Origin of the sequence: Ruegeria sp. HKCCA5463 (assembly GCF_013034175.1) — a bacterium.
GTDB lineage: Bacteria > Pseudomonadota > Alphaproteobacteria > Rhodobacterales > Rhodobacteraceae > Ruegeria.
This window is the reverse complement of record NZ_WQFL01000013.1, coordinates 49,280-73,788: the sequence shown is the minus strand read 5'-3', so window position 1 is coordinate 73,788 and position 24,509 is coordinate 49,280. Positions and strand designations below refer to the sequence as shown.

The following is a 24,509-nucleotide window of genomic DNA, read 5'->3' as shown; positions in this document are numbered from 1 at the left end:
TCAGACTGTCAGCTCCTTCTCGAGTGAGTTTCCGCCAAAGAACACGCCATCTTTGACCACTTGCTCCACAACCTCTTCATCCACTTTCTCGGCCTCATTCGTCCAGGCATAAAGCAGGGCAAAGTCGCAGAACTGATTTACAAGTCGCGGAACACCGCGCGTTTGTGTGAAAATCTGCTTGCAGGCCTCTTCGGTGAACTCATCGCCTGAACCGCCAGCCGTTTTCATCCTATGTCTGATATAGGCTTTGACCGAAGACTCATCCATCCGTTCAAGATGAAAACTTGCGGCAACGCGCTGTGTCAGCTGGCGCATCTTGGGATCAAGAACCATGTCGCGCAATTCAGGCTGACCAACCAGAACAAGCTGGATCAGCTCATCCGTATTCGAGTTGATATTGGTCAGCATCCGGATTTCTTCCAACCCTTCGACGGTCAGGTTCTGCGCTTCGTCAAAGATCAGAACCACCCGCCGGCCCTCGGCATATTCCGCGACCAGGAAATCCTGCAGTGCCCGGAATATCTGTACATAGCTTGCATCCGCCTCGATCGGCAGACCCAGCGCGTGCAGGACCCATTGCAGCAGCTCTCCGCGACCGCCCTGCGCATTCGAAATCAGCCCAACCGTGATCGACTGCTCCATCTCGCTGAGGAGATGCTGTATCAGGGTGGTTTTCCCGGCCCCGATTTCCCCGGTCAGCACGGTGATGGGCGCACAGCTCATGATGCCGAATTGCAGGACCGAGTAACCGCGCTTGTGCAGCGGCGACCAGTACATGAATCCGGGATCCGGAAGCAGCGTGAAGGGCCGTCGGTCAAGCCCGAAATAATCTAGATAAAACCCGTCGCTGGACGCCATTGCACCTCGGTTGCCTTCTGCCTTGTCAAACCTCGTACTGGCCCCCCGGAGATTATCCAAACTCATACTCTGAACCACCAGAAATCCCTTACACAACGAACACATCACATAAACAAAAAGTACTTGGGTACTAGTTTGTCACAAAATCAAGATAGCAGGCATCACTAAACTGCACACGCGGTGAATTGACCTTCCCGCTTTCTCAATCTGAAGTGATCGGTGCGATTGTTTCCGTTGTGTCCTTATTAGGTTGACCAAAAAAGAGGCGACCAGAACCTGATGTGATCACACATTAAAAAAGATTCTAAGGGCGGAAATCAAACCTAAAGGGTGAAATTTTCGCTCATTGTGTCCCGCGGGGAAACGAAAGTTCATGAATTTGCGGCCAATCAGCTGATCGCATCTTCACGATACTGTAAAAAAGCACCTGTATTCAGCGACCAGAGAACACGTTCGCCAGCATTAATGTTTTGCAAGGCAGGTGGAATTTGTTAACAGTTAGATACGGGAAAGCGGCCTCGCAAGTGAGTAAGTGCAGGGTCGAAGTGGTATAAAAATATAAGATTTTAAATATATGTGGTTGAGGTCGAGCGTGTTCGGTTCGTAAGTTTGGTGAGTGGTTCGTGAGTAATTGTGTGTGTTGGGGGTTTAAATAGTGACAAGTCATTCGAAAGAAGTGGCCAACGCTGGCGCGGGCTACTCCGGTATTTCTGTTGTACCCACTCCGTTGCCGTGTCGAGGGGTGTACAGAAGTGTGGGCAAGCGTCTTTTTGACATTGCGTTCGCTTTGCTCGCAGCACCTTTCGTTGTGCCTTTTGTTCTTATGCTGGCCGCATTTTTGGCATTCCAGGGCGTGACTCCGTTTTATCGGCAGGAACGGCTGGGCAAGAACGGCAAGGCGTTCAAGATGATCAAGCTACGCACAATGGTGCATGACGCCGAAAATGTGCTGCAAGAACATCTGAAAGAAAACCCTGAAGCCCGTGAGGAATGGAATCGCGACCAGAAACTGCGGAATGATCCGCGCATCATCAAGTTCGGGACATTCCTGCGCAAATCCTCGATGGATGAGTTGCCGCAATTCTGGAATGTTTTCGTTGGCGAAATGTCCGTGGTTGGCCCCCGCCCCATGATGGTTTGCCAGAAAGAGCTTTATCCAAACAACATGTACTACAGAATGCGCCCTGGTATTACCGGCTCATGGCAGGTCTCCAACCGGAACAACTCGACATTCGCCGAGCGCGCGCAGCATGATGTGGAATACTGGAAGGATATGTCGCTCAAGACGGACATGCATATCCTGTTTCGGACAATTTTTGCGGTTCTGCGCGGGACCGGTTGCTGAAACGGTCATTTTGTAGCCTTTTTGGGATGGCTGTATCCTTGTTGCGCCCAGATCGTGTGGAAACCTACCCATGAACCAGTCCGTCTTTTCCCATCTCCCACGTCTTGCATCGCTTCTGTGTGCTGCGTTCCTGTTCCTGAGTGCCTGTGACACCGCTGAAGAGCGGGCCGAGAAACATTATCAGGCCGGGCTGGCCTTGCTGGAAGAGGGTGACGTCGAGCGCGCTCTGGTCGAATTCCGCAACGTCTTCAAACTGAACGGCCAGCACAAAGAGGCGCGCCTGACCTATGCCCGGCTTGAGCGTGATCGAGAGAACATCCCTGTCGCATTCGGCCAGTACCTGTTGTTGGTCGAACAATACCCGGACAATTTCGAAAGCCACTTCGCACTGGCCGAGATGGCGTTTGACTTGGGCAACTGGGACGCTGTCAGACGCCATGGTGCGATAGCCGCCGAACTGGAACCCGACAATATAGAGGTCGAGTCCATCAATAACAGCCTGGCCTATACCGACTCGATCCGTAACGGGGATGTGGCCAGAACGGATTCCATCATTCGGACCGCACGCGAAATGATCGACCAAAAACCCGATCTGATGAGCGCGCGGAAAATCGTGATCGACTGGCTTGTCCGCAACGAACTCTGGGATGATGCGGTCAACGAGATTGATGCCGCACTGGCCGTAGTGCCGAAGCAGGACAATTTGTACGCGATCCGACTGCGTGCCCTACAGGCTCAGAACAAACACGAAGAGATAGCGTTGCAGCTCAAAGGCATGCTTCAGCTTTACCCCGAGGATGAGGGCGTCGAGGCGATGCTGGTTCAGCATTACATCGACTGGAACGAGCTGGATGCGGCTGAGGATATTCTGCGCGGGAAGATCGACCCTCAGGCCGAAGATCACATGCCAACTCAACGCCTTATTGCATTCCTGAACGACCATCGCGGTCCCCAAGCCGCTATCAACGAAATTGATGCAATCATCGCGCAGGATAGTACAAACGCCGCAAAGCTCCGCGCATGGCGGGCCACTTTGAAATTTCACAGCGGGGACACGCAAACCGCGCTTTCTGAAATGCGCAATCTTCTGGCAGATGCAGAGCGAACCGCACAAACCCGGGAAAACGAAGTAGAATTTGCCCGGATGCTGTTCAGCGAGGGGGAATCTGAAGAAGCTCGTGCTTTGGTCGAAAAGATTCTTGAAGAAGATCCGAAACAGGTGGGGGCGCTCAAGTTCAAGGCTGCCTGGTTGATTGAGGATAATCAGACTGGTGATGCGATTATCCTGCTGCGCGAAGCCCTGAGCCAGACCCCCCGCGATCCGCAATTGATGACCCTTATGGCCAATGCTCACGAGCGCAACGGCGATCGCGAACTGATGGGCGAAATGCTTGCCCTGGCTGCGGAGATGTCCCAGAACGCAGGAACCGAGGCTGCGCGCTATGGTCAATATCTGCTGTCAAAAAATGACTTGGAAATTGCCCAGAGCGTGTTGCTGGATGCCTTGCGCAAAAGCCCGCAAAATCCGGACCTGCTGTCTCTGCTTGCCCAAACCTATATGCGTCAGCAGGATTGGGACCGCCTTGAAGCTGTTCTGAAGTCGCTCGAAGCGCTGACAGACCCCAACGCGCAACGCCTTTCGAACGAGCTCAGGGCATACATGCTGGCCTCCCAGAACCGCTCTGACGACCTGATGGAATTTCTCAACGAATTGGCCGCAGATCCCCAATTCGGCTTGCCCGCTGATATCGCGGTTATCCGACTGATGCTGGCTCAGGACAAACACGAAGAAGCCTTTGCCCGGATCGATCAGAAACTTACGGAAACCCCGGATTCCCTGCCATTGCGCTTTGTAAAGGCACGTGCGCTGGCGGAAGAAGGGGAACTTGACAAGGCCGAACAGATTTATCGCGCGATCATCGATGAGCGCCCTGACATAACACGGGCATGGGTCGCGCTTCACATGCTGGAAGCCGAGCGTGGCAATATCGAAAAAGCCCAGGATGTCCTGGCCGAGGCACTGATTGCCCTGCCCGAAAATCCCGATCTGCTATTTGTGCAGGCAGCGCTTCACGAACAGGCCGGCGATATGGAGCAGGCCATTGCCGTTTACGAAAAGCTCTACCCCCTCAGTGGCCAGTCGATTTTGGTTGCCAACAACCTTGCCAGCCTGCTGACAACCCAGCGCAACGATGCCGAAAGCCTGCAACGAGCGCATGTTTTGGCGCAGCGTCTGCGGGGCACGCAAGAGCCCGCCTTTCAAGATACCTATGGCTGGGTGGCGTATCAGGTCGGCAATTATGAAGAGGCCGTCCAGTACCTGGAATCTGCGGCACAGGTTTTCTCTGGGCATCCTCTGGTCTTGTACCATCTGGGCAAAACATACGCCGCTCTGGACCGGCACGAAGAAGCTTTGCGCAGTTTTCGTGCAGCTGAAGCGACCGGGGCAGCCTCGGCTGAGATTGCCTCATCCATAGAGGCCGAGATCGAACGGCTGGTCACGATGAGCAACGCAGGTCAGTAAGCGCACAGAGTGCACGCGCGCCGCCGCTGCATTTCTGCCGCATCTTGTATGTATCAGACTCCCTGCTGATTGTTTTGCAGCTTGTGGGAAGGCATAAGTAGGAAAAAGTGAGAGATTTGAATATGCGTACAGTCATCGGGTCCTTGACCGCACTTGTCATTACCATGATCGTGGCCACCGCATCATGGGCGCAATCCTATCAAATCCAACCGGGTGATGCGCTGCAGGTTGAAGTTCTCGAAGACCCCACCCTGAATCGGACCATTCTGGTTCTGCCGGACGGGTCCATCAACTTTCCGCTTGCCGGCTCGATCCGTGCGGCCGGTCAGTCGACCAGCGGATTAAGCGCGTCGCTCTCATCGGCGTTGGCCTCGAATTTCAATACGCCGCCGACAGTCTTTATTTCAGTGGCGTCGCTGGCTCCGCCGCCGCTTCTGGGCGGACAGGCCGCATCCGGACCAACCATCGATGTTTTCATCATGGGTGAGGTCAATGTGCCCGGCAAGCATCTGGCAACCGAAGGCACAACAATTCTCCAGGTTTTGGCTCAGGCCGGTGGCCTGACCAATTTCGCGGCTCGCAAGCGCATCGAATTGCGCCGGGCTGACAGTAAAACAGGCGTGATGAGAAAATACACCTATAACTACAAAGGCTCGGGCGGTGGCATCCAAGGCAATACAGTGCTTAGACCCGGAGACGTTGTTGTCGTACCAGCACGCCGCTTGTTCGAATAGGGGCTGATACAGGTGGGGAAATCCAGGAGCAGGCTGTCCACCATTCTGGGGGGCGGGATCGCTGTCATAAGTTCGTTTACACCAGCTGTCGGGCAGCAGGCCTCGACACAGCAAACGACTGCGCAGCAAACACAAACCTCGACACAGCAAACATCCGTGCAGCAGACAACCGTCGCACCGACGGTTGTGCAGCAGACACCCAGCCAGCAACTGATCGCACAACGGGCACAACGAAACCCGGCCCGAAGGGTCGGCCTGCCGACCGGTCAGCAGATTGGGACCGGGACCGGCCTGAGTGTGACCCTGGATTATCTCTCGTCGCTCAGACATGACAGCAATCTTCGCCTGACCGATCCTTCGCTTGGGTCCACGACCTGGTGGGAGAATACGCTGGCATTGGGTATTCTGAAGCAGACCTCGGATTCGAGATTGGCTCTTGACCTTTCCGGACTGTACCGGATCGCCAATGAGCCGATTATCGGGACGGATTCCAGCTTTGCGGACCCGTCTGCCCGCCTGTCGTATCAGCGGTCGCGCCAGAACAGCCAGCTTGACCTGCTATTGGATTACCGCGAACAGGATCTGGCTTTTAATCGTTCACTGACCGACACCAATCTGGATGGCAGAATTGATGCCGCCGATGTGATCGGAACCATCGGGGATCAGGTCAACTCCTTGGGCAACCTGAATTGGCAAACCGGCCTGAATGATCCAATCGGGTTCCAATTCATCTACAGCTATAGCGAACGCACTTATACAAACACAATCGATCCGAACCTGTTCGACAACAAGTCAAGCAATTACACGGCGATCACGACATTGCGGGTGTCACCGGTTTTTCAGGCCAACTTGCGTCTCGGCTACACTGATTTCTCGGCAGAGGACAACGTGCGAACCGATGAGCAAACGACGGTTGTGACAGTTGGCGGGACCTATGACGTATCCCCTGTCACTACCGTCAGTGCGAATATCGGTTACAGTCAGGTGGATGACACGCAGCGCACAACCAATACAAACACCGTAACCGAGGATTTCGTCTGGGATTTCGCATGGAGCAAAACCCTGCCAGACGGCTCGGCGGATTTTCAGATTGACCAGACATTCGGGGTCAATGGGTCACGGATAAACGCAACGGCCGGCCGCAGTTTTCAGCGCGCCAACGGCGTGTTGAGCTTCAACGTGGGCCTGACCAGAGGACCATTCGACGAAGTCACACCGATCGGGCAGCTCGACTACAGCTATCAGCTGGCCAGTTCCCGGATCGGGGCAACGGTGCAACGCCGGGTCGGCACCAGTACGCAGAGCATAGAAACACGCGAAACACTGGTGTTTCTGACATATGACTATTTCATCAACCCGGTATCGGGGCTGTCTTTCAGTATCGATTACATCGACCAGGAAGACGAGGGAACCGGTCAACCCAACCCGCGCCAGCGCGGTACGTTCAGTGCGTCCTATACACGGGCGGTCACGAAAGACTGGGCTGTAAACGTGGGGTACCAATATGAAATGGACGATCAGAACGGCTTTAAGGCAACTTCAAACTCGGTCTTTCTGACTTTGGGCCGGCGCTTTTCTCTCAAACCCTGACGTTCATTCACGCGGTTCATGATATCGACAATCAGGACATCCCGCGCCCAATGTCCCGAAAACGGATCAAAATAGCGGGAGCTTGAGCCGTCATAATTTCAGGCCGCACCTTATTGTGCATGATGGACCGTGATGCATCACCTCGATTCGAAAAACAGCCGCAGTAGTATCCTTGAAGCGGCCAGAAGAGGCTTGCCGGTCATGAACACCGTCGGGCTGTTCTGGTTTGTCCTGCTGCTGCTTGGATCGGTACCCGTCTTCTGGATCGGGATCGTGTCTCTGGGCGCCGCCTGGAGCACCCCCGAATACAGCCATGGCCCGCTGATCCCGATCATCTCGCTGTATCTGTTCCTGCGTGAATTGCGGGATATGCCGCCCCCCAACCCGGTTGTGCATGATCGCTGGCCGGGCGTGCTTGTGATTGCCGCGGCCCTGCTCATTGCCATTCTGGGCAACCTGGCCCGTATTCCCGATATCGTCACCTATGCCATGATCATCTGGGTGGGCGGCGTCATGCTGACCGTGTTCGGCTGGCAGCGGGGCAAATACCACCAGCTTCCCGTGCTGCATCTGGTGTTTATGCTGCCACTGCCGCAGTTCGTCTATTGGAAGCTCACGATCTTCCTGCAATGGATTTCGTCCGAGCTGGGCGTCTGGTTCGTGCAGATGGCCGGTGTTTCGGTTTTCATCGAAGGCAACATCATCGATCTGGGGGTCTACAAACTGCAGGTGGCCGAGGCCTGTTCCGGGCTGCGCTATCTGTTCCCGATCCTGAGCTTCTCGTATCTCTTTGCCCTGCTTTACCGTGGCCCGATCTGGCACAAGGTGGTTTTGCTGGTTTCGGCCGCCCCTCTGACCGTGCTGATGAACTCGATCCGCATTGGCGTGATCGGCGTGCTGGTCAATCAGCACGGCATAGAGCAGGCTGAAGGCTTCATGCATTTCTTTGAAGGCTGGATCATCTTCCTGCTCTGCGTCGCCATTCTGTTCCTGATGGCCATCGGCTTGCAGCGCCTGGCGCCGAATCCGCAACCCTTTGCCGAGACCATTGATCTGGATACCCAGGGGCTGGGTTCTGTTGCCTTGCGTATCTTTGGCATTCGCGCATCGGTGGCGCTGGCGGTTGCGGCCCTTCTGACGCTTGCGGTTTCAACCGCCTGGACCCTGCGGCCCGCTTCCGAAGTGCGGCCTGTGGAACGTGACCCGTTTGTTCTCTATCCACGGCAGCTTGGCCCCTGGTCCGGGTCGCCCACCACGTTGGATCCACAGGTTGAACAGGTTCTGGGGGCCAGCGATTACCTCAATGCCACCTATATCAATACCGGATCGGGCGACTTCGTGAACATGTTCGTGGCCTTTTACGACAAGCAGACCGACGGCGACGGCATCCATTCGCCCGAAGTGTGCCTGCCGGTGGGCGGCTGGGAAATCTTCAGCCTTGAACCTTATGAGATCAACCCGGGCAACACGCCTTATGGCAGCTTTACGGTCAACCGCGCCGTGATCCAGAAAGAGCTGTCAAAACAGCTGGTCTATTACTGGTTCGAGCAGCGCGGCAAGCGTATGGTCAATGATTTCCGCGCCAAGATGAGCGTCATTCAGGACGGCTTCACCATGGGGCGCACCGATGGCGCTCTGGTCCGGTTTGTGACCCCCATCCTGCCCGGTGAAACCGAAGCGGATGCGGATGCAAGGTTGCAGAGGTTCATGGAACCAAGCCTGAACCGTCTGCCGCGTTTTGTACCATTTTAAGAAGGGAGGTCAGTGTTTGGGCTTCCAAGCCTTTGACGCCAGATCGTCGTGGACGGGTTTCGAGGGACTGCGGCAAGAAAAATAGATTGCATAATGATGTGTTATTGATACCTGATGAAACAGTTTTTTAGTTTTTAGTGTATGGTTGGAAAAGTGCCTGCGGCAGAAATGATTACGACATCCCAAAGCCGTTCTCTGCGACCAGTTCTGGCACTGACTCTGCTTGCCAGCCTCATTCCTCTATGCGTGACACCCGTTCTGCCATTGACGGATTTCTACGCCCATATCGCCCGCTATTACATTCTGGCCAATCTTCCGGACTCGGCCATACTGCAACAGAACTATGAGGCCGCCTGGCAATTGCTGCCCAATCTCGGGCTGGATGTTCTGGGTACAGGTGTCATGAAAGTGCTGCCCCCGCTTTTGGGTGCTAAGCTGATCGCCGGTCTGATCATTGCGGCCCCGTTTGCGGGTATCCTGTATTTGTCACGTGTTCTGCATGGGCATCTCTCGGTGCTGACCGTGTTTCTGGCCGGTCTGGTCGCGTATAACCACATCCTGATCTGGGGGTTTTCGAATTTTCTGCTTGGATTGGGGGTTCTGCTGGGCGCAACCGGCTATTGGATTGCGGCACAGGACCGGCCCCTCCGGCAACTGACCATTACAGCCTGTCTGGGGCTGCTTCTTTTCTTTATTCACGGTCTGGCCTTTGCGCTGTGGGGGCTGCTGCTGGGCATGGTCGAACTGTCGCTTGCGCTCAGATCAGGCTATCCGGGGCTGTCGGTTTTGATGCGCAAAGCCGCAAGGCTTGCATTGATCGCCGTCGCACCGGCCGTGATCTTCCTGCAAACGAAAACCGCAAGTGGAGGCGTCGCCACGCCTGTCTCGAACCTACTGGCTCATGCCGAGCAAGGAACATTATGGGCGCGTCTGAGCACCGAGGCCTATCTGCGCGTCGACGGGTTCCTGCGCGTGGCTGAATCCACATGGCGCACATTCGACTGGGGTTTTGGCCTCCTGTTATGGGGTGTGCTGATCGGTGGCCTTATCACCGGGATATGGCGGATCGACCGGCGTATGAAGCTTGCCGTGGCGCTGTGCGGTTTGCTGATCTTGATAATCCCTCCGAACTTGTTCGGCGTCGGACATCTGAGTGAACGGATCCCGCTTCTGATGCTGGCCCTTCTGGCCGCCAGCTTGTCGCTGAATCCCAGTGCCAGGCTTCGATCACAACAAACAGCTGTTGCGGTGATCGCCGGACTGTTTCTGTTGCGCAATCTAATGTTGACCGTCGGGTGGTATCAGGATGGCAAAATTTACGCCTCTTATCTTGAGGCGTTGAATCTCCACGACACGCGCAGCCTGGGCGCCGGGGCTTATGTGGAAGATGCCAAGGACTCGTGGGTTTTCAAGCCCAGTTGCAGACCCTTGTCCTTTCTTATGATCTTCAACGGTACGGCAGTTCCGACCTTTGCCAACCCCACACAGCAACCGCTGCGCATAGTTGGTTCGTTAGCCGGCGTGCAAGGCGCAGTTCAACAGATTGCACTGGAAACCAATCATACATTACCATCCGCTGCGGCCGTGCTATCAAAGGCCAAAGCCGATACAATCGTCGTTTGTTCGAAGGAATCGTTTCCACCCGAAATTCAAGGTTTCAATATACTTGCGTCAACTGCGCCGTGGGCCTTGTATCAAAGATCAGCCTCTAAATAATTGCGTGTAGTATGAATATGCCATCAGCCCAGGGACCCGCAGATGAAAGAACATGATGCGCGTGCAACCTCGGGGAAGCCTGCGCCGCTTATCGCGGACCGGTCAGACGGGCGCGACAACAATTTCAACCTGATCCGCATCCTGGCTGCTGGTGGGGTGCTGGTATCACATGCCTATCCGCTGAGCTGGGGCGGCGCGGTCGGCCAGCCATTCGAATCCACGCTGCACGGATTGTCGCTTGGCATGGTCTGCGTCTGGATATTCTTTGCGATCTCGGGCTTTTTCATCACGCGCAGCTTCGATCGGAAACGATCCGCGACCTCGTTTTTGACCGCACGCGCGCTGCGCCTGTTTCCCGCCCTTGCGATGGTTACCGTGATTACCCTTCTGGTTGCCGGTTTTCTGCTGACACAGGCGCCACCTGCCGTTTTCTGGTCGCAGGCGGGGGAGTTCTTCGTTCGCAACATGCTGCTGTTCAGAATCCAGTACGTGCTGCCTGGTGTTTTTGAATCCAACCCCTACGGACCCGCAGTCAACGGTTCACTCTGGTCGCTGTCTTACGAGGTCACCTGCTATACCGGCGTCCTGATCTGCGGGGTTCTTGGCCTGCTGGGCCGGAAGAAGATATTCGCCACAATGGCGCTGCTGTTCCTGGTTGTCTATGCGGTGGCGATGGTTGTCGAGCTGAACCCGCGCATCGAGCAGCTCACACGGCTTGGACTGCCGTTCCTGACAGGGATGGTGTTCTATATCTGGCGCCAGTACATCCCGCTGTCCTGGACCCTGCTGACCGCCTCTGCAGCGCTGGCCGTTATGGCCTGGTTCACGCCGCTGTTTCTGCCGGTCTTCGCCGTCAGCTTGTCTTATGCAACGTTCTTTGCAGGCTACGCCGAAACCCCGCTGCTTTTGCGCTATAACAAACTGGGCGACTATTCCTATGGCGTCTACATCTACGCCTTTCCGATCCAGCAGCTGGTGGCGCAGGCGGGGGTCACGACACCTGTTGTCAACATGGCGATATCGCTTCCTTTCACGCTGATTTGCGCTGTGCTGTCATGGCATTTCATTGAAGCTCCGGCCATGCGCTTGCGCCGCCGGACCAAAGTGCCAAAACCCATCGAAACCAAGCAAGCTGCCGAATAACGAACCTCAGCCCTTCCAGATCCGCTTATAAGCCGCGATCAGTGCAGGCACCTGATGGGGCCAGGCCATTTCCGCCTCGACCCGGGCGCGGCCATAGCGGCCCATGGCGGCACGACGTTCGTCATCGGCCAGCAAGTCGGTGATCTTGTCGGCCATATCCACCGGATCGTTGGCCTTGGCGTAAAGCGAGGCCTCCTGCGCCGAGAACCGCCCTTCGGTCACGTCGAACTGAACGATGGGTTTTTCGAAGGCCATGTATTCGAGGATCTTGTTCATGGTGGATTTGTCGTTCATCTCGTTCACCCGGTCCGGGTTCACGCAGACATCGGCGGTTGACAGGATCTCGAACAGATCCCGATCCGGGGCACGGCCGGTGAAGGTGACATAGTCCGACAGGCCCATTTCAGCAGATTGTTCGCGCAGCTTGTCCAGGCTGGGACCCCCGCCCACAAGGCAGAACTGGATATCGTCGCGGCCCTGAACCTTGACCAGATGCGCCACGGATTCCAGCAGCAGGTCGATCCCTTCCTGATCACCCATGACGCCGACATAACCCACCATGTATTTCCGCCCGTTGCGCCAGGCCGGGTTCGGCGGCAGGTGCTGCAGCCGACTCAGATCAGGGCCGGACCGGACGATAAACACATCCTCGGGCGCCATGCCGCCGCGTTCGATGGCGATCTTGCGATAGCTTTCATTGGTGGCAATCGACACCCGGGCCGAGGCGAAGGTCAGCCGCTCGAACGTCTTCATCAGCTTCCAGAAAAAGCCGCGCTTGTCGAACTTGGCCTCGTAAAGCTCGGGGTTGATGTCGTGGTGATCGAACAGATAGCGCACGCCAAACAGCTTGAAGGGCAGCGCCACCAGAAAGATCAGATCGGGCGGGTTGCAGCCATGGATGACGTGAAAGCCGCGGGTGAATTTGATCTTCAGCGACAGCCAGCTTTCCCAGAACAGCGCCGCGCCATATTCCAGCAGATACCCCAGCGCCCCGCTGGCATCCAGCGGCAGCGGGTGGCGATAGACCTTGATGCCCTCGTCTTCCCACACGCGTTCCTCATGGCCCTTGCCGGTGGGGCAGATGACCGAGACCAGCGCGCCGGCCGCGGCCAGCGTGCGCGCCTCCATCCAGACGCGGCGGTCAAAGGGGACGGGCAGGTTTTCCACCACGATCAGAACCTTGAGGCCCTTCAGGGGCTGGCTCTGGCGCAGCTCTTCGAACGAAATCGGCTGAACGGCGGGCACAGGGCTAGTCATATTCATAGGTTCTTACCACCTCTGCATCACCCAGGTTCAGATCATTCACGATCCGGTTTGAACCGACCACCAGATCCCAGGGCCCGGCCTCGGCCGTGGCGCGGTCCACCAGCAGGCTGCCCACGTTGGGCAGGTGGGTAAAGGCATAACCAAGGTTCTGCCCCCGCAGATCGGCCGGTTTGATCGCAGGATCATAGACCGACAGCTGATAGCCCGCCTGCAACAGCCGCCGGGCGATATCGACATTGGGGCTTTCCCGCAGATCATCGGTTCCGGCCTTGAAGGCCAGCCCGGCCATCAGCACCCGGCCCCCTTCGGGCAGCCGCGCCATGATATCCTGCGCCTGATAGGTTTTATGCGCCTGATTGGTCTGCAACAGGCTGTCGATCAGATGGGTATGCGCCCCCACCTCACCGGCAATATGCTGCAACGCACGCACATCCTTGGGCAGGCACGAGCCCCCGAACGCGCCCCCCGGACGGGTGTAATAGGCCGAGATGTTCAGCTTGGTGTCCGAGACGAAAATCTCGTGCATGGTTTTGGCCGACACGCCCATGCTGTGACAGATGCGGCCTACCTCATTGGCAAAGGCCACCTTGGTCGCGTGCCATGTGTTGTCGACGAATTTGGTGATCTCGGCCTCTTCAAAGGCGGTGTAGAACACCGGCGCATCCAGCCCTTCGTGCATTTCGTCCATCACCGCCGAGCGATCTCCGTCTGCCGTGCCGACAACGATCTTGGGCGGGTTGAAGAAATCATCCACCGCCGAAGCCTCGCGCAGGAATTCGGGGTTATAGACGATCTCGACTGCCTGACCCGTCCGATCGCCCAGATAGCTTTGAAAGATCGGCTCGATCAGCTGCCGCACCGTGCCCGGCCGGAAGGTGGATCGGTACGCCACGGTCAGCGGTCGCGCGCGGTCGGGCGAAATGGCCTTGGCAATCTGCCGCGTCACCTCGGCCACAAAATTCATGTTGTGCGAGCCGTCAGTGGAACTGGGCGTGCCGACGCAAACGATGGCCAGATCCACATCCGACAGGTCGGGGATTTCAACCGTTGCGCGGATCAGGTTCTTTGCAAGTGCCTCGGTCAGCAGCTCGGCCACCTTGGGTTCCTTGATCGGAGGCTGCCCGGCATTGATTTCCGAGACCTTGTCGGCATTCACATCGACGCCGATCACCTCATGCCCCTCACGGGTCAGACAGCATGCTGCCGTGAACCCCACATAACCCAGACCAAAAATCGCAATCTTCATACCATTACACCGTTTTGAACCCCGGCTTCCGGGCACTGGCCGCCACCGGACACATATCAGGCATCACATACTTGACGCGCTTGCCCATGAGGAGCCTGATCTGAGACACTGGGCCAGAAATTCTCCTTGAAACAGCAGATAACTTTCAGACACTAGACCCGCGGGTATCACCGAGTATGAAACAACCTTCTGACATTGAAAGAAAATCATGTGATTTCGACATAAAAAAGTGCGGTTTTCCTTGAGTAACAGCGACCCCGCCCAATTGCCAGAACGGCACTTCTCTATCCGATTGGAATACTTGATAGAGGAGATAAAAAGGAAACACTAACCCGGTATTCTGTTGTTTGTTTTGAATGTGGAAAGACAAAGCTGTTGAAGCCTTCGCCTAAATCCGAACCGACCGGTGCCGCAGTCCCGCGCGGCTCACCCCTTGTCGTCGGGGCCGCAGCACTGTTTGCGTCGGGTGTTTTCAGCCAGATTCTTGGCCTGCTGACACTTATCGTCACTGCCCGCCTGCTGACCCCGACGGATTTCGGTGTAATCGCCTATTTCGTCATCGCAGTGGCCTTGCTTGAAATCGCGCAGCGGGCGATTTCCATGACCCTGATCCGGCAACCCGAGGTAACCGAAGCGCACCTCAATACAGTTTTCACGATGCAGCTGCTGCTGGGTACTTCCGCCGCTGGTCTGATCTGGATCAGTGCACCCCTGATGGGGTTTCTGGGCTTGCCTGCCCTGACCGAGCTGATACCCGCCTTATGTCTGATCGCCATCGTCAGTTCACTCAAAAGCACACGGTTTCCCTTGCTGGAAAGGGATCTCAGGTTTGGATTCGTGGCTGGTGAAGAAGCCATCAGCCGCATCACATATACGTTGTTCGCAGTATGCCTTGCCTGGTTCTGGCGAGATTTCTGGGCCATTGTGGCAGCCAATTTCCTGACTCAGGTCGCACGCGTCATCTGGTCCTTTTCCGTCGCACCGATGCGGCCCCGGCTGACGCTCAGATGCTGGCATGACTGTATCGACGTATCATCATGGTCACTGGGCGCACAGATCACGCAATTCCTGACGACCAACATGCCGCAAATCATTATCGGAGCCACGTTGGGGCTGGCGGATGCGGGTATTTTCAGAATCGGCTTTCGCCTTGTGTCACTGTTCACCAGCCAGGTCATCGGGCCACTTGAGCGGGTGATCTATCCCGGGCTTGCCAGCATCTCCAGAACTCAGGGCAACGACCGCGAAGCCTTTGAACAGGCCAATGCCATTCTGCTGGGCATCATCATTCCCGTCAGTGTCGGAATGGCGCTGGTTGCAAATCACCTGATCGTCGTAGTGGCCGGATATGAATGGCTGGCAGCCTCTCAGGTCATCTGGGTGCTCGCCCCGCTCAAGGCCATTGAAACGCTACAGGCCAATGTCCGTTCGGCAAGCTATGTGCAGGGCGACACGAAACGGCTGTTCCTGCGCAACAGTATCCTGCTGGTCGTAACAACCATACTGGTGCTGCTGGGATCCAACTATGGATTTGTGGGCGCGATCCTCGGATCCGGCGCTGCCAGCCTGTTCGCGATTGGGCTGGCGCTGGTCATGGCCAAGGATTTTGGAACCGGGGGGCTTCTTACACCCATTCTCATGGCCTGGCGCACCTTCGCCGCGGCCATCGCAATGGTCACCGCGGTTCTCATCGTCAGCAGCGCCTATGGCAGTGGCGACGCAATCGGCTGGGCTTACGATTCAGCCGAAGACCTGCCCCTGCTGCGCATCCGCTTTGCCGTCAAGGTCATCGTCGGCGTGTTCACCTATATCGCGACCCACCTGTTGCTTTGGCAGCTGTCGGGGCGCCCAAAAGGATTTGAAAGCCTGACGCTCGAACTCGCATCGAAACTGCGCAACAGGATTGTCGCCAGGGTGTCCTGAGTCACACTCACCCCTGCAATGCCCGCTTCAGTTCCGAGACGATGTAATCGACATGCGCCTCGGAAAGATACTGGTGCAGCGGCAGTGACACGGCGTCATTCTTAAGCGCCATCGCTTCGGCCTGTCCGGTCCAGTCGAGATTACGGTTGAATCCCGCCCACCAAGGTGTTGCCCCGATCCCGCCGTGTTGCAAAGCCTGCACGACACGGTCGCGCTCCTCCACCAACACCGGCATGTTCAGCGGGCAGGTGTCGACCGTCAGCTCGGGCACAAGCATGCGCACACCCGCGGCATCAGTCAGAAGTTCACGGTACCTTTCCCAGTTTTCCCGGCGCGTTGCGATGGCCTCGGATACGGAAAACGCCCGCAAGGGGCGGGCCGCAAACGCGCTCATACGGGTGCTGCGCAGAGCCGGATCAAAGTAGTAATGGCTTGGAATATCTTCCAGTTCTCTCTCAGGGCACATGTCCACGGGGATTTGTTCGCCGCCCCGCAACGCCTGCACCAGCCCTTTCAGGCGCGCTGTACCAAGCACATTGCCCAGCCCGGCCCGCAGCAGCATCTTGGTGACCATCTTGCGGGGGGGCGGGCGTGTAAACGGATGCTCAGCATGCAGATCCGGCGCGTTGATCACCAAGGCGCCGCCGCCCAAAACCGGAACAAACTTGTAAAAACAGAAGACCGAAACGTCACCCACCCGGCCTTCGGCGGGGGTCTGACCACTCAGCAGGCTCAGCGCACAATCTTCGATCAACCGCAACCCGTGCCGGTCACACAGCGCCCGTAGCCCGGTCAGTGAGGGTTGGATCACGCCGAAGTAATGCGTCACGTAAATCGCCCGCGTGCGCTCCGTGATAAGCGGTGCAATGCGATCCGGATCAGCCAGTAAATTGTCCGAGACAGGATACAGCCGGACCGAAAGACCCGCGTCGATCAGCGGATCAACCTCTGAGCCGCAATTATAGGCTGGCACCAAAACCTCGTCCCCGGGCTGCAAGGCCAAAAGATCACAGGCCGCCCGGATCGCCACGCGGGTATTGAAACTCCAGAAAACCGGGCGTTTCCGAAACAGGGCCGTATATCCGCCTGCCGGGTCCCGGCGAAACAGATTGGCAAACTGCATGGGCGGGTCGCCGCAATAAAGCGCGGTCTCATGTGTGTCGCTGCTCATGCCACCCCCGCATTTCAGTACTGCCGCCAAGTCCGATGATGTGTCAGGCGGTATTCATTGCAGTGCCCAACCGGTGAAAACCCCGTTTTCAGGATATTGAGCCTGGAAGGTAAATTGTAATCCCGGCAATTGGTATAAAACCCGTCGATTCCCGCGGATATTTTGTTGGCAACAATCGTGTCCCAAAGCCGGCCCTGCAAATTTCTGCCGCGGTATTCTGGCAGGACATAAACATGCCAGAACAGCTCTTCCGTATCGGTGAGGGGCACAAAGAAATCGCGGCTATGCGCGGCATCCCTAACCCAGGCCACCGCCTGGATGCGCCCCTCTTCCGTCAGCACCCAAAGCTGCCACCCGGCGTCCAGCCATTCCAGCATTCCCCAGTCATGCGCCGCCTCAGGGTCCGTCAGGCTGGCCAGTTCGTCACTGGTAAGGTCTTCGCGTGATCGGATTTCCCGCACCTGTTGCACGTCCTGCCCGGCTTGTGATTGGGCAGCACAACTGGTCGCGCCCAGCCGGAATACCAGATGGCGTTTGCGCACAAAGCTGTCCATCAGGGCCAGCCAAAGCTGCCGGACAAGAACAACCGGCCCACGTCGCGCGGCCCCCCGGATCAGTTGCAATTTGCCTTTCTTGGCCAGATTCATACTTCGCCTTACCAATCGTTCAGGGACCTAACCCGCCGCTGCCCTCTTGAGCTTTTTCAACTGCCCCCGGATCAGATCACGCGCATTTCCCGTCAGGTACACAGACCGGTTCAACACCTTTTCACGTGCTGAAATCCGCTGCACGACGCGCGGATTGAACTCTGACTTGTACTTGTGAATGTTGAACTTCTTCTCGCCCGAAACCGGTACGTGATAGCCCTCGACATCCAAGGTGCTACAGCCCTTGCCCTTGGCCCATCTCATGGCCTCCAACCACAAGGCCGGGGCGATACGCAGATTGCCCGCCGCCCGCAGATGATCCGGCTCGGTGGTGAAATGCCGGCCGTGCACAATGTCCCTGCTGCGATACACCAAAAGCCCGGCAAGAAAGGCCTCTTGCTGCCAGGCCATGATCACGGTGCCAATCTCATCGGGCCGCAATACATCTTCAAACATCGCTTCATAGGCGGGAAGGCTCAGCTCGGGCAGCCTGCGCGAAACGCGCAACCGGTTCATGCTCTCGAGAAAAATGCGAAACTCTTCCGGGGTTCGCGCGCTTCGGAACGTCACGCCCTGCCGTTCGGCGCGCCTGACCTCGCGACGGGCGCTTTTGGAAAACGCCGCCATGATCTCTTCGCTCGTGACCGATATGTCGACCCATCCGGTTTCACGAAACTGATCTTCTTCAGCCACGCGCCAACCCGCACAAGACAGAGCGGCATCCAGTGTGTCGGCCTCTTCTTCGGTCCAGAACGGGGTGACAGTCAGGCTGCCGACCCTTGAAAACCCCGGCTGTCGGCACAGGCCATCCAGAAACGCCACCATGTCGGCGGCATCGTCGCAAACCGGGCCGCTCAGGCAGTGGGCCCGGGCCCAGGCGCCGGGCAGATACGGGTGCGGTTCAAGTGAGATCAGAGCGACACCCACAAGCGCCCCATCCCGGCGCGCCGAGGCATAAATCACCTTGCGATTCAATCTTTGTTCCGAATTCGTAAACAACGGAGATTGCCGCGGATGCTGATGCCGGGCCGCATTCAGAAACGTCATCCATTCGGCATTCCGGTCTGCGGTCAGGGTTTCAGTGCATTCAATCGCAACACTATCTTGCCCTTCAAGTTCCTGCACAGCCAAACTAATACCTCAATATACCGGTTTATTCGCTCTGAATTTCACAGCTACTATTTAACAACAGCCGTCGCTTAATGACGTTGAGTGTATTCATAGATCAGAACAATGGCTAAACAATTTGAAAATGTAAGTGAGTAACGAGAACAGGGTTTCATGACTTCACCGTCACACGGCACGCAGAGCGAATGCGCTGTTTCCATTGTCATCGTGAACTGGAATACCCGGGACATTCTTCGGGACTGCCTGATATCCATTTCCCGGCAGACCCGGAAGCCGCATGAGGTCATCGTCGTCGATAATGCATCAAGCGACGGATCCGTCGATCTTGTCCGTGACGAATTCCCTGATGTTCGCTTGATCGCCAATGACGCGAACCGGGGATTTGCCGCCGCCAACAATCAGGGTCTGGAAATCGCACGGGGTGACAATCTGCTGTTGCTCAATCCCGATACCATCATTCTGGATGATGCGATCGATACCATGCTGGACTGGCTGGATCAGCACCCGGATGTCGGCTGCGCTGGATGTCAGGTCCTGGAAGATGAAACCACCATTCAGCGCACCTGTTTTGCCGACCCGGGTCCGGGAAACCTGGCGCTGATCGAGTTTGGGTTGCACCGCCTGTCTCGGCGCAATCCGCTTCTGGCCCGCGCCGAGTACGGAGACTGGGATCGGCGTTCGCAACGCGAGGTCGACGTCGTCTCGGGCATGTTCATGCTTGTGCCCCGTCATGTCTTCGAGGCCGTGGGTCTTCTGGACGAGGCATTCTTCGTCTACTCGGAAGAGGCCGACTGGTGCCGTCGCATCCGCGATGCAGGCTGGAAATGCGTGTTCACCCCCACAGCGCGCATCCTGCACCTTGAGGGAGGCGGCAAAAGCACCGCCCAGATCCGCTCGCGGATGTACGTACAGATGCAGAAAAGCAAGATGATCTATCTGCGCAAACATTATGGCCTTTGGGGTCTGTTCCGCGGCCGGATGGTATTTGTGGGGTCATCCGTATTGCGCTTTGTCATGTCGGTCGCAAATCAGCGGGAAGAAGCTGCCGCGCGGCGGCGTCTGGCCCGGGCCTCGCTGCGCTATCACCTGACCAGCCAGGAGCCGACAGAGTGACCGACACAGACGTCCGGCTGACATTCAAATGGGTTGATGGGGTCAAGGGCCTTGAACACATGACCGATGCGTGGGCCGCACTGGCCCGACAGACCGGCGCGGACATCTATGCCGCTCCGGTCTGGGTCCTGACCTGGTGGGCTCATTTCGGGCGCGGTAAAACGCTCCGGACCCTTGTGGCATATGACGCCCAGGGGCAGCTGGTCGCTTTGCTGCCGTTCATGATCTATCCGGTTTGGCTGGGGCCTGTGAGGATCCGTATCGCCAAATTGGCCGCAACCGATCCCAACACGGTGATTTTCCAACTGGCCGCCACGGAAACCGCGCTAAAGAACAGCTGCGCCGAGGCCCTGAACGGCCTTCTCGACGATGGCCGGGCGCATCTGGTCAGTTTCACCCCCGCCTCGGAACACGGCACCATGCTGGCAGCCGTCCGCAATGGGGTGGCACCGGGGCTGGCGCTGATCGACACGCCGGCTGGCACCCATACGGTTTTTGAACTGCCCGATACGTTTGAGGGCTATCTTGCCAACCTGTCCAAGAAACGGCGGGGTCAGTATCGGCGGGATCTGAAACACCTACAGAATGACCACGGCCTGACAACACGGATGGTCCATCCTGATGCGCATCAATTCGGGGATTTCGTCGACTTCCACAACCGGCAATGGCAGGAGGTTGGAAAAGGAGGCCATTTCGTGGATTGGCCTGGCAGCGCCGCCTTCTACTGCGATCTGGCAGACGCCACCCAGCAGGGGCAGGAAACCTGGTTTGTCGAACAGCAGGGCCAGGACGGCCCCCTTGCCACCCAATTCTGCCTGGTCAAGGGGCAGACCTGCCATTGGCGGTTGCCCGCCAGATCGACCGACCCGGAACTGGAACGCCTCAGCCTTGGGAAAATCGGTCTGGTTCAGATGATCGAACAGCTGATCGCCGCAGGCGTGACGCGGATCGAAGCCGGGGTTGGCGCATATGGTTACAAGCTGGTCTATGGCGGTGAATCGGTGCCCACTCATCGCCTGATCGTCTCAAGGCGATCAGGAATATCCCCTGTCTTGCTGAAGCTCTGCCTTGGTTGGGCGCGTGTGTTGCACCTGGTCTATTACAGGCTCTGGTTCGGGCGGGTTGCACCCCGGCTGAGGGCCGTGATCCCGCTGAAAAACAAATCGCTGTGGTCCAGCTGGATCAAAACAAGAATATGAGGCGGATATGATCGCATATCAGCTCTCCGCACGGGTTCTGCCTGAAGAAAAGTGGCCCGCCCTCAGCGCGTCGTTCCGCGACCTGACCCTTGAACACAGCCTGACCTATGCCCGCGCGGCGGCCCGCCGGATCGGGGCAGACGTACAGTTCCTGATGCTCACCACCCCGGACGGGCAGCCTGTTGCCGCCGCATGTCTGCGCATCAAACATGTTCCCGGCCTGCGGCGCGGCATTGCATGGCTTGCCGCCGGACCACTGGTACAGCATGTCGATCGGCCTGATCCCGACGCTGCAACACTGCGTGCCGTGCTGGCCGCACTGCGTACGTATGCTCAGGAGAGCGGGCATATCCTGCGCCTGCGGTTTCCGGCCACACCCTGGCATGATGTTGCATTGCTGGATCAGCTGGCCCGTAGCGAAGCGTTTTTGCCCACCGATCGATCCCCGACCTATCGAACCGTGGTCGTGGATTGTACCCAGGACGAAGACACACTGATGCGTGCCCTGCACGGAAAATGGCGCAACCCCCTGCGCAATGCGCTGAAAGCCGGTCTTGATCTGGATATCGTGCCGATTGCACAGGCAGCCGACCGGTTTCATCCAATGTATACCGAGGTTCAGGCAGCCAAAGGCTTTCGGCCGGATATCCCGCCAGAATTCTACTATGCCCTTGAGGGGGCTGATTTTGCCCATGAGGTTCTGTTTGCCCGCAAGGACGGGACCGACATTGCCGCGATGACGCTGGGACGGGCTGGGTCCAATGCCGTCTATCTGTTCGGGGCCACTCTGGACACCGGGCGGCGCCTGAATGCCGGGCATTATCTGATGTGGCATTCCATGCTGCGCTGTCGCGACCTGGGCCTGAAGTATTTCGACCTGGGCGGGATAGATCCTGAAGCCAACCCTTCCGTCACACGTTACAAGCTGCGCACGGGCGGCACAGAGTTGCGCGCAGCGGGCCCGTACGAGTTCCGCCCTGCCGGCGCAAGCTCTACCCTGATCAGTATCGCCGAAACCATTCACGCCCGCCTGAAGAAACTGCGCTCATGACAAAGCCCATCGGTATCAACTTTCACGGCATCGGAACACCAAAACGCCCTCTGGAACCGGGCGAGGCCCCCTATTGGCTTTCGGTTGAGCAATTCGAACGGGTTCTGGACCGGATCGCCGCAGACCCTGATCCGAACCGGTTCACCATCACCTTCGATGACAGCAATCTTTCGGATCATGACATCGCCCTGCCAGCGCTGTCGGCCCGGGGGCTTCGGGCACGGTTCTTTGTCCTGACCGGGCGGATCGGACAGGCCGGATCACTGAATGCAGACCATCTGCATCGCTTGCAGGATGCGGATATGACAATCGGCAGCCATGGGATTGACCATCTTGCCTGGCCGACACTGGATGACGCCGCACTGGTCCGAGAACTCAGCGAATCCCGCGCGCAGTTGGAAATGATATGCGCACTCCCGGTAACCGAGGCAGGCATACCCTTTGGACGGTATGATGCTCGTGTACTGCGCGCCCTGCGCATGGCCGGATACACGGCCGCCTGGTCAAGCGATGGCGGAACCTGGCAAAAGAACGCTTTCCTGCGCCCCCGAACATCCTTGCGCGAGGATATGACTGATCACCAGATACAAGCGGTCCTGTCTGGCAGGGTCGCGCCCTTACGCCGCCTTCGGCGTGCATTGGGAATGGCCAGACGGCGCTGGACGACGACCGGCTAGCGGGTGCGTGCAACGCGCCCGATAGACAGTTCTCCGGGCAGGGCCCTGGGAAACCGGGTATACCGCATCTTTCGCCCTCCTTCCTCGGCCTGGGCCTGGTCCCCATCCTGACCGGACCCGTCATCTGCATCCAGAAACCAAACCCCTGCCCCCAGCAGAAACATCAAAAAACAGAACGTGGCATCCCAAAGGTGGACGGTGACGGCCGACACGCAAAGGCCCAGCAGCGAAATCAGGTATCCAAGGCGCGCATCTGCCGTTGCCCCGGTCAAATTTCTGCTGCCCAGTTGAAAGAACGTGACGATGACGGCCCCCACCAGCAGAAACAAGGCTGGAAAGCCGTGCCGCAACGTGACCACGAGCCAGAAATTGTCGACGCTGCTCAGCAGCACCATCCAGTGGGGGCGGGTCCAGTCATGCAGGCCGATCCCGAATATCGGGTTCCGTAAAATATCGTCAGACGCAAAGTTGAATGTGTGGATTCGCGCCCATGCCGTGCCAGGTGTCAGCGTGAAATGAGTAGCAAAGATCTGGAACATACTCCGGTTCGAACCGATTTCGGCAATGAAATACAGGACGCAAAATATGCTCAGCAGAACTTTCCATTTTTTCCTGAGGAACTGAAAGACCCAATTCCATCCCATCAGCGCCAACTGAATGACGACATTCAGAAACGCACCCGATGAAAGGGAAAAGAACACCGCCCCCCCTACTACCGAGGTCAGGCCAACCTTCTTGAAGAACGATTTATGCCATCCCAGCACATACCAGGTCAGCGCGAAGGCCGGCGCACAGAACACGCCGAACAGGATAGGATGCGGCATCGTTGTCTGCGCCCGCAGCAATCCAAGCCGAGGTTCGAAAATCCACTTCTGATAGACGCTTAAAACCTTGCCGAACAGGTTCAACAGCGGGGTCTTGCCCGTAAAGGATTCGAACAGAGCAAAAGGCAGAAGAATAAGGATGAGCAGGAACAGGCATTTCACAAAATACCGAAACGATTCCAGATTGCGGATATAGGTGCGGGCAATGAAATAAGGCACCAGAGTTTCGATCATGAACATTCCGATGAACTGCCACATCGATGCCAAACCATGATTGACTGAAAAGGACAGAGCCGACCAGAAGCTGAATGCAATCACCAAAATATCAATCGGCCTGATCTTTCCAGCCTTGCCGCTCAGCCATCCGATAATCGCAGGAAACATGAACAACAGCAGGATCACCCGATACCCGCTGAGCTTGAGCCCCCCCAGGTGGAAATAAAACGGCATCGCAAAGGAGAAAATGAGCAAGGCGAGAACGATCGGCTTTGTTGCCGGGGCGCTGGCTTTCGCTGACAAAACGGCTGTCATCTAAAATTCCTGCCTTTAAACGGATAACACATTACAGATTGCACTAACATATTGTCAGTATTCTGGCCGTG

19 protein-coding genes are annotated in these 24,509 nt (G+C 57.1%); 12 read left to right on the top strand and 7 right to left on the bottom strand.

The annotated features are described in order from the left end of the window. Positions 1–858, bottom strand: a complete 858-nt coding sequence (locus GOW09_RS20565; protein WP_171120590.1) for an ExeA family protein — start codon at positions 856–858, stop codon at positions 1–3. 655 nt (positions 859–1,513) lie between these two features. Between GOW09_RS20565 and GOW09_RS20560 the strand changes: the two genes are divergently transcribed. The 7 genes from GOW09_RS20560 (at position 1,514) to GOW09_RS20530 (ending at position 11,662) form a co-directional block, all read left to right on the top strand. Next, the gene (locus GOW09_RS20560; protein WP_371807922.1) at positions 1,514–2,203 is read left to right on the top strand and encodes a sugar transferase; all 690 of its coding nucleotides are present in this window, start codon (positions 1,514–1,516) and stop codon (positions 2,201–2,203) included. Between the two features lie 70 nt (positions 2,204–2,273). Continuing rightward, positions 2,274–4,727: a tetratricopeptide repeat protein gene (locus GOW09_RS20555; protein WP_171120506.1), complete on the top strand. Its 2,454-nt coding sequence runs from the start codon at positions 2,274–2,276 to the stop codon at positions 4,725–4,727. A gap of 122 nt (positions 4,728–4,849) precedes the next feature. Beyond that, entirely contained in the window at positions 4,850–5,461 is a 612-nt protein-coding gene (locus tag GOW09_RS20550; RefSeq protein WP_170346999.1) for a polysaccharide biosynthesis/export family protein, read from the top strand. Between the two features lie 156 nt (positions 5,462–5,617). Then, positions 5,618–7,051: a hypothetical protein gene (locus tag GOW09_RS20545; protein WP_171120503.1), complete on the top strand. Its 1,434-nt coding sequence runs from the start codon at positions 5,618–5,620 to the stop codon at positions 7,049–7,051. Positions 7,052–7,252: 201 nt separating this feature from the next. Beyond that, positions 7,253–8,803 (top strand): VPLPA-CTERM-specific exosortase XrtD, encoded by a 1,551-nt coding sequence (gene xrtD, locus GOW09_RS20540; protein ID WP_253284308.1) that lies wholly within the window; start codon positions 7,253–7,255, stop codon positions 8,801–8,803. Positions 8,804–8,971: 168 nt separating this feature from the next. Then, positions 8,972–10,519 carry a hypothetical protein gene (locus GOW09_RS20535; RefSeq protein WP_171120497.1) on the top strand — a complete coding sequence of 516 codons (1,548 nt, stop codon included), beginning with the start codon at positions 8,972–8,974 and terminating at the stop codon, positions 10,517–10,519. 42 nt (positions 10,520–10,561) lie between these two features. Further along, positions 10,562–11,662 (top strand): acyltransferase, encoded by a 1,101-nt coding sequence (locus GOW09_RS20530; RefSeq protein ID WP_171120495.1) that lies wholly within the window; start codon positions 10,562–10,564, stop codon positions 11,660–11,662. Between the two features lie 6 nt (positions 11,663–11,668). On the opposite strand, the gene GOW09_RS20525 is transcribed toward GOW09_RS20530, so the two are convergent. Continuing rightward, positions 11,669–12,925, bottom strand: coding sequence for a glycosyltransferase family 4 protein (locus GOW09_RS20525; protein ID WP_253284307.1), 1,257 nt, complete (start codon positions 12,923–12,925; stop codon positions 11,669–11,671). Next, entirely contained in the window at positions 12,912–14,174 is a 1,263-nt protein-coding gene (locus GOW09_RS20520; protein ID WP_171120493.1) for a nucleotide sugar dehydrogenase, read from the bottom strand. Before GOW09_RS20520 ends, GOW09_RS20525 begins: the two co-directional genes overlap by 14 nt. A gap of 375 nt (positions 14,175–14,549) precedes the next feature. On the opposite strand from GOW09_RS20520, the gene GOW09_RS20515 reads away from it, so the two are divergent. Beyond that, positions 14,550–16,097 (top strand): oligosaccharide flippase family protein, encoded by a 1,548-nt coding sequence (locus GOW09_RS20515; RefSeq protein ID WP_171120482.1) that lies wholly within the window; start codon positions 14,550–14,552, stop codon positions 16,095–16,097. Positions 16,098–16,104: 7 nt separating this feature from the next. Here the strand turns inward: GOW09_RS20515 and GOW09_RS20510 are convergent, their stop codons facing one another. Genes GOW09_RS20510 through GOW09_RS20500 form a run of 3 tightly spaced genes read right to left on the bottom strand, consistent with a single transcriptional unit; the run spans position 16,105 to position 18,962 of the window. Beyond that, positions 16,105–17,268: a DegT/DnrJ/EryC1/StrS family aminotransferase gene (locus GOW09_RS20510; RefSeq protein ID WP_171120480.1), complete on the bottom strand. Its 1,164-nt coding sequence runs from the start codon at positions 17,266–17,268 to the stop codon at positions 16,105–16,107. A 14-nt stretch (positions 17,269–17,282) separates the two neighbouring features. Beyond that, positions 17,283–17,915, bottom strand: a complete 633-nt coding sequence (locus GOW09_RS20505; RefSeq protein WP_171120477.1) for a hypothetical protein — start codon at positions 17,913–17,915, stop codon at positions 17,283–17,285. A gap of 27 nt (positions 17,916–17,942) precedes the next feature. Further along, a complete protein-coding gene (locus GOW09_RS20500) occupies positions 17,943–18,962 on the bottom strand; it encodes a GNAT family N-acetyltransferase (protein WP_217360297.1) in 1,020 nt (339 codons plus the stop codon). A gap of 234 nt (positions 18,963–19,196) precedes the next feature. On the opposite strand from GOW09_RS20500, the gene GOW09_RS20495 reads away from it, so the two are divergent. The 4 genes from GOW09_RS20495 to GOW09_RS20480 are packed head-to-tail and all read left to right on the top strand — an operon-like array spanning position 19,197 to position 23,083. Then, positions 19,197–20,156 carry a glycosyltransferase family 2 protein gene (locus GOW09_RS20495; protein WP_171120472.1) on the top strand — a complete coding sequence of 320 codons (960 nt, stop codon included), beginning with the start codon at positions 19,197–19,199 and terminating at the stop codon, positions 20,154–20,156. After that, a complete protein-coding gene (locus tag GOW09_RS22890; protein ID WP_171120470.1) occupies positions 20,153–21,355 on the top strand; it encodes a GNAT family N-acetyltransferase in 1,203 nt (400 codons plus the stop codon). Before GOW09_RS20495 ends, GOW09_RS22890 begins: the two co-directional genes overlap by 4 nt. 7 nt (positions 21,356–21,362) lie before the next feature. After that, positions 21,363–22,406 carry a GNAT family N-acetyltransferase gene (locus tag GOW09_RS20485; protein ID WP_171120468.1) on the top strand — a complete coding sequence of 348 codons (1,044 nt, stop codon included), beginning with the start codon at positions 21,363–21,365 and terminating at the stop codon, positions 22,404–22,406. After that, on the top strand, positions 22,403–23,083 hold the full coding sequence (locus GOW09_RS20480; RefSeq protein WP_171120466.1) for a polysaccharide deacetylase family protein: 681 nt from the start codon (positions 22,403–22,405) through the stop codon (positions 23,081–23,083). Before GOW09_RS20485 ends, GOW09_RS20480 begins: the two co-directional genes overlap by 4 nt. On the opposite strand, the gene GOW09_RS20475 is transcribed toward GOW09_RS20480, so the two are convergent. Then, on the bottom strand, positions 23,080–24,438 hold the full coding sequence (locus GOW09_RS20475; RefSeq protein ID WP_171120464.1) for an O-antigen ligase: 1,359 nt from the start codon (positions 24,436–24,438) through the stop codon (positions 23,080–23,082). The two genes, GOW09_RS20480 and GOW09_RS20475, sit on opposite strands and share 4 nt — an antisense overlap. Positions 24,439–24,509: the final 71 nt, after the last annotated feature.

Bases quoted from the DNA above. Each gene is read 5' to 3' on its own strand.
- GOW09_RS20510 (WP_171120480.1), bottom strand. From the start codon at position 17,268: ATGAGCAGCGACACACATGAGACCGCGCTTTATTGCGGCGACCCGCCC.
- GOW09_RS20500 (WP_217360297.1), bottom strand. From the start codon at position 18,962: ATGACGTTTCTGAATGCGGCCCGGCATCAGCATCCGCGGCAATCTCCG.
- GOW09_RS20555 (WP_171120506.1), top strand. From the start codon at position 2,274: ATGAACCAGTCCGTCTTTTCCCATCTCCCACGTCTTGCATCGCTTCTG.
- GOW09_RS20480 (WP_171120466.1), top strand. From the start codon at position 22,403: ATGACAAAGCCCATCGGTATCAACTTTCACGGCATCGGAACACCAAAA.
- GOW09_RS20505 (WP_171120477.1), bottom strand. From the start codon at position 17,915: ATGAATCTGGCCAAGAAAGGCAAATTGCAACTGATCCGGGGGGCCGCG.
- GOW09_RS20475 (WP_171120464.1), bottom strand. From the start codon at position 24,438: ATGACAGCCGTTTTGTCAGCGAAAGCCAGCGCCCCGGCAACAAAGCCG.
- GOW09_RS20530 (WP_171120495.1), top strand. From the start codon at position 10,562: ATGAAAGAACATGATGCGCGTGCAACCTCGGGGAAGCCTGCGCCGCTT.
- GOW09_RS20520 (WP_171120493.1), bottom strand. From the start codon at position 14,174: ATGAAGATTGCGATTTTTGGTCTGGGTTATGTGGGGTTCACGGCAGCA.
- xrtD (WP_253284308.1), top strand. From the start codon at position 7,253: ATGAACACCGTCGGGCTGTTCTGGTTTGTCCTGCTGCTGCTTGGATCG.
- GOW09_RS20485 (WP_171120468.1), top strand. From the start codon at position 21,363: ATGATCGCATATCAGCTCTCCGCACGGGTTCTGCCTGAAGAAAAGTGG.
- GOW09_RS20495 (WP_171120472.1), top strand. From the start codon at position 19,197: ATGACTTCACCGTCACACGGCACGCAGAGCGAATGCGCTGTTTCCATT.
- GOW09_RS20525 (WP_253284307.1), bottom strand. From the start codon at position 12,925: ATGAATATGACTAGCCCTGTGCCCGCCGTTCAGCCGATTTCGTTCGAA.
- GOW09_RS20535 (WP_171120497.1), top strand. From the start codon at position 8,972: ATGATTACGACATCCCAAAGCCGTTCTCTGCGACCAGTTCTGGCACTG.
- GOW09_RS20550 (WP_170346999.1), top strand. From the start codon at position 4,850: ATGCGTACAGTCATCGGGTCCTTGACCGCACTTGTCATTACCATGATC.
- GOW09_RS20565 (WP_171120590.1), bottom strand. From the start codon at position 858: ATGGCGTCCAGCGACGGGTTTTATCTAGATTATTTCGGGCTTGACCGA.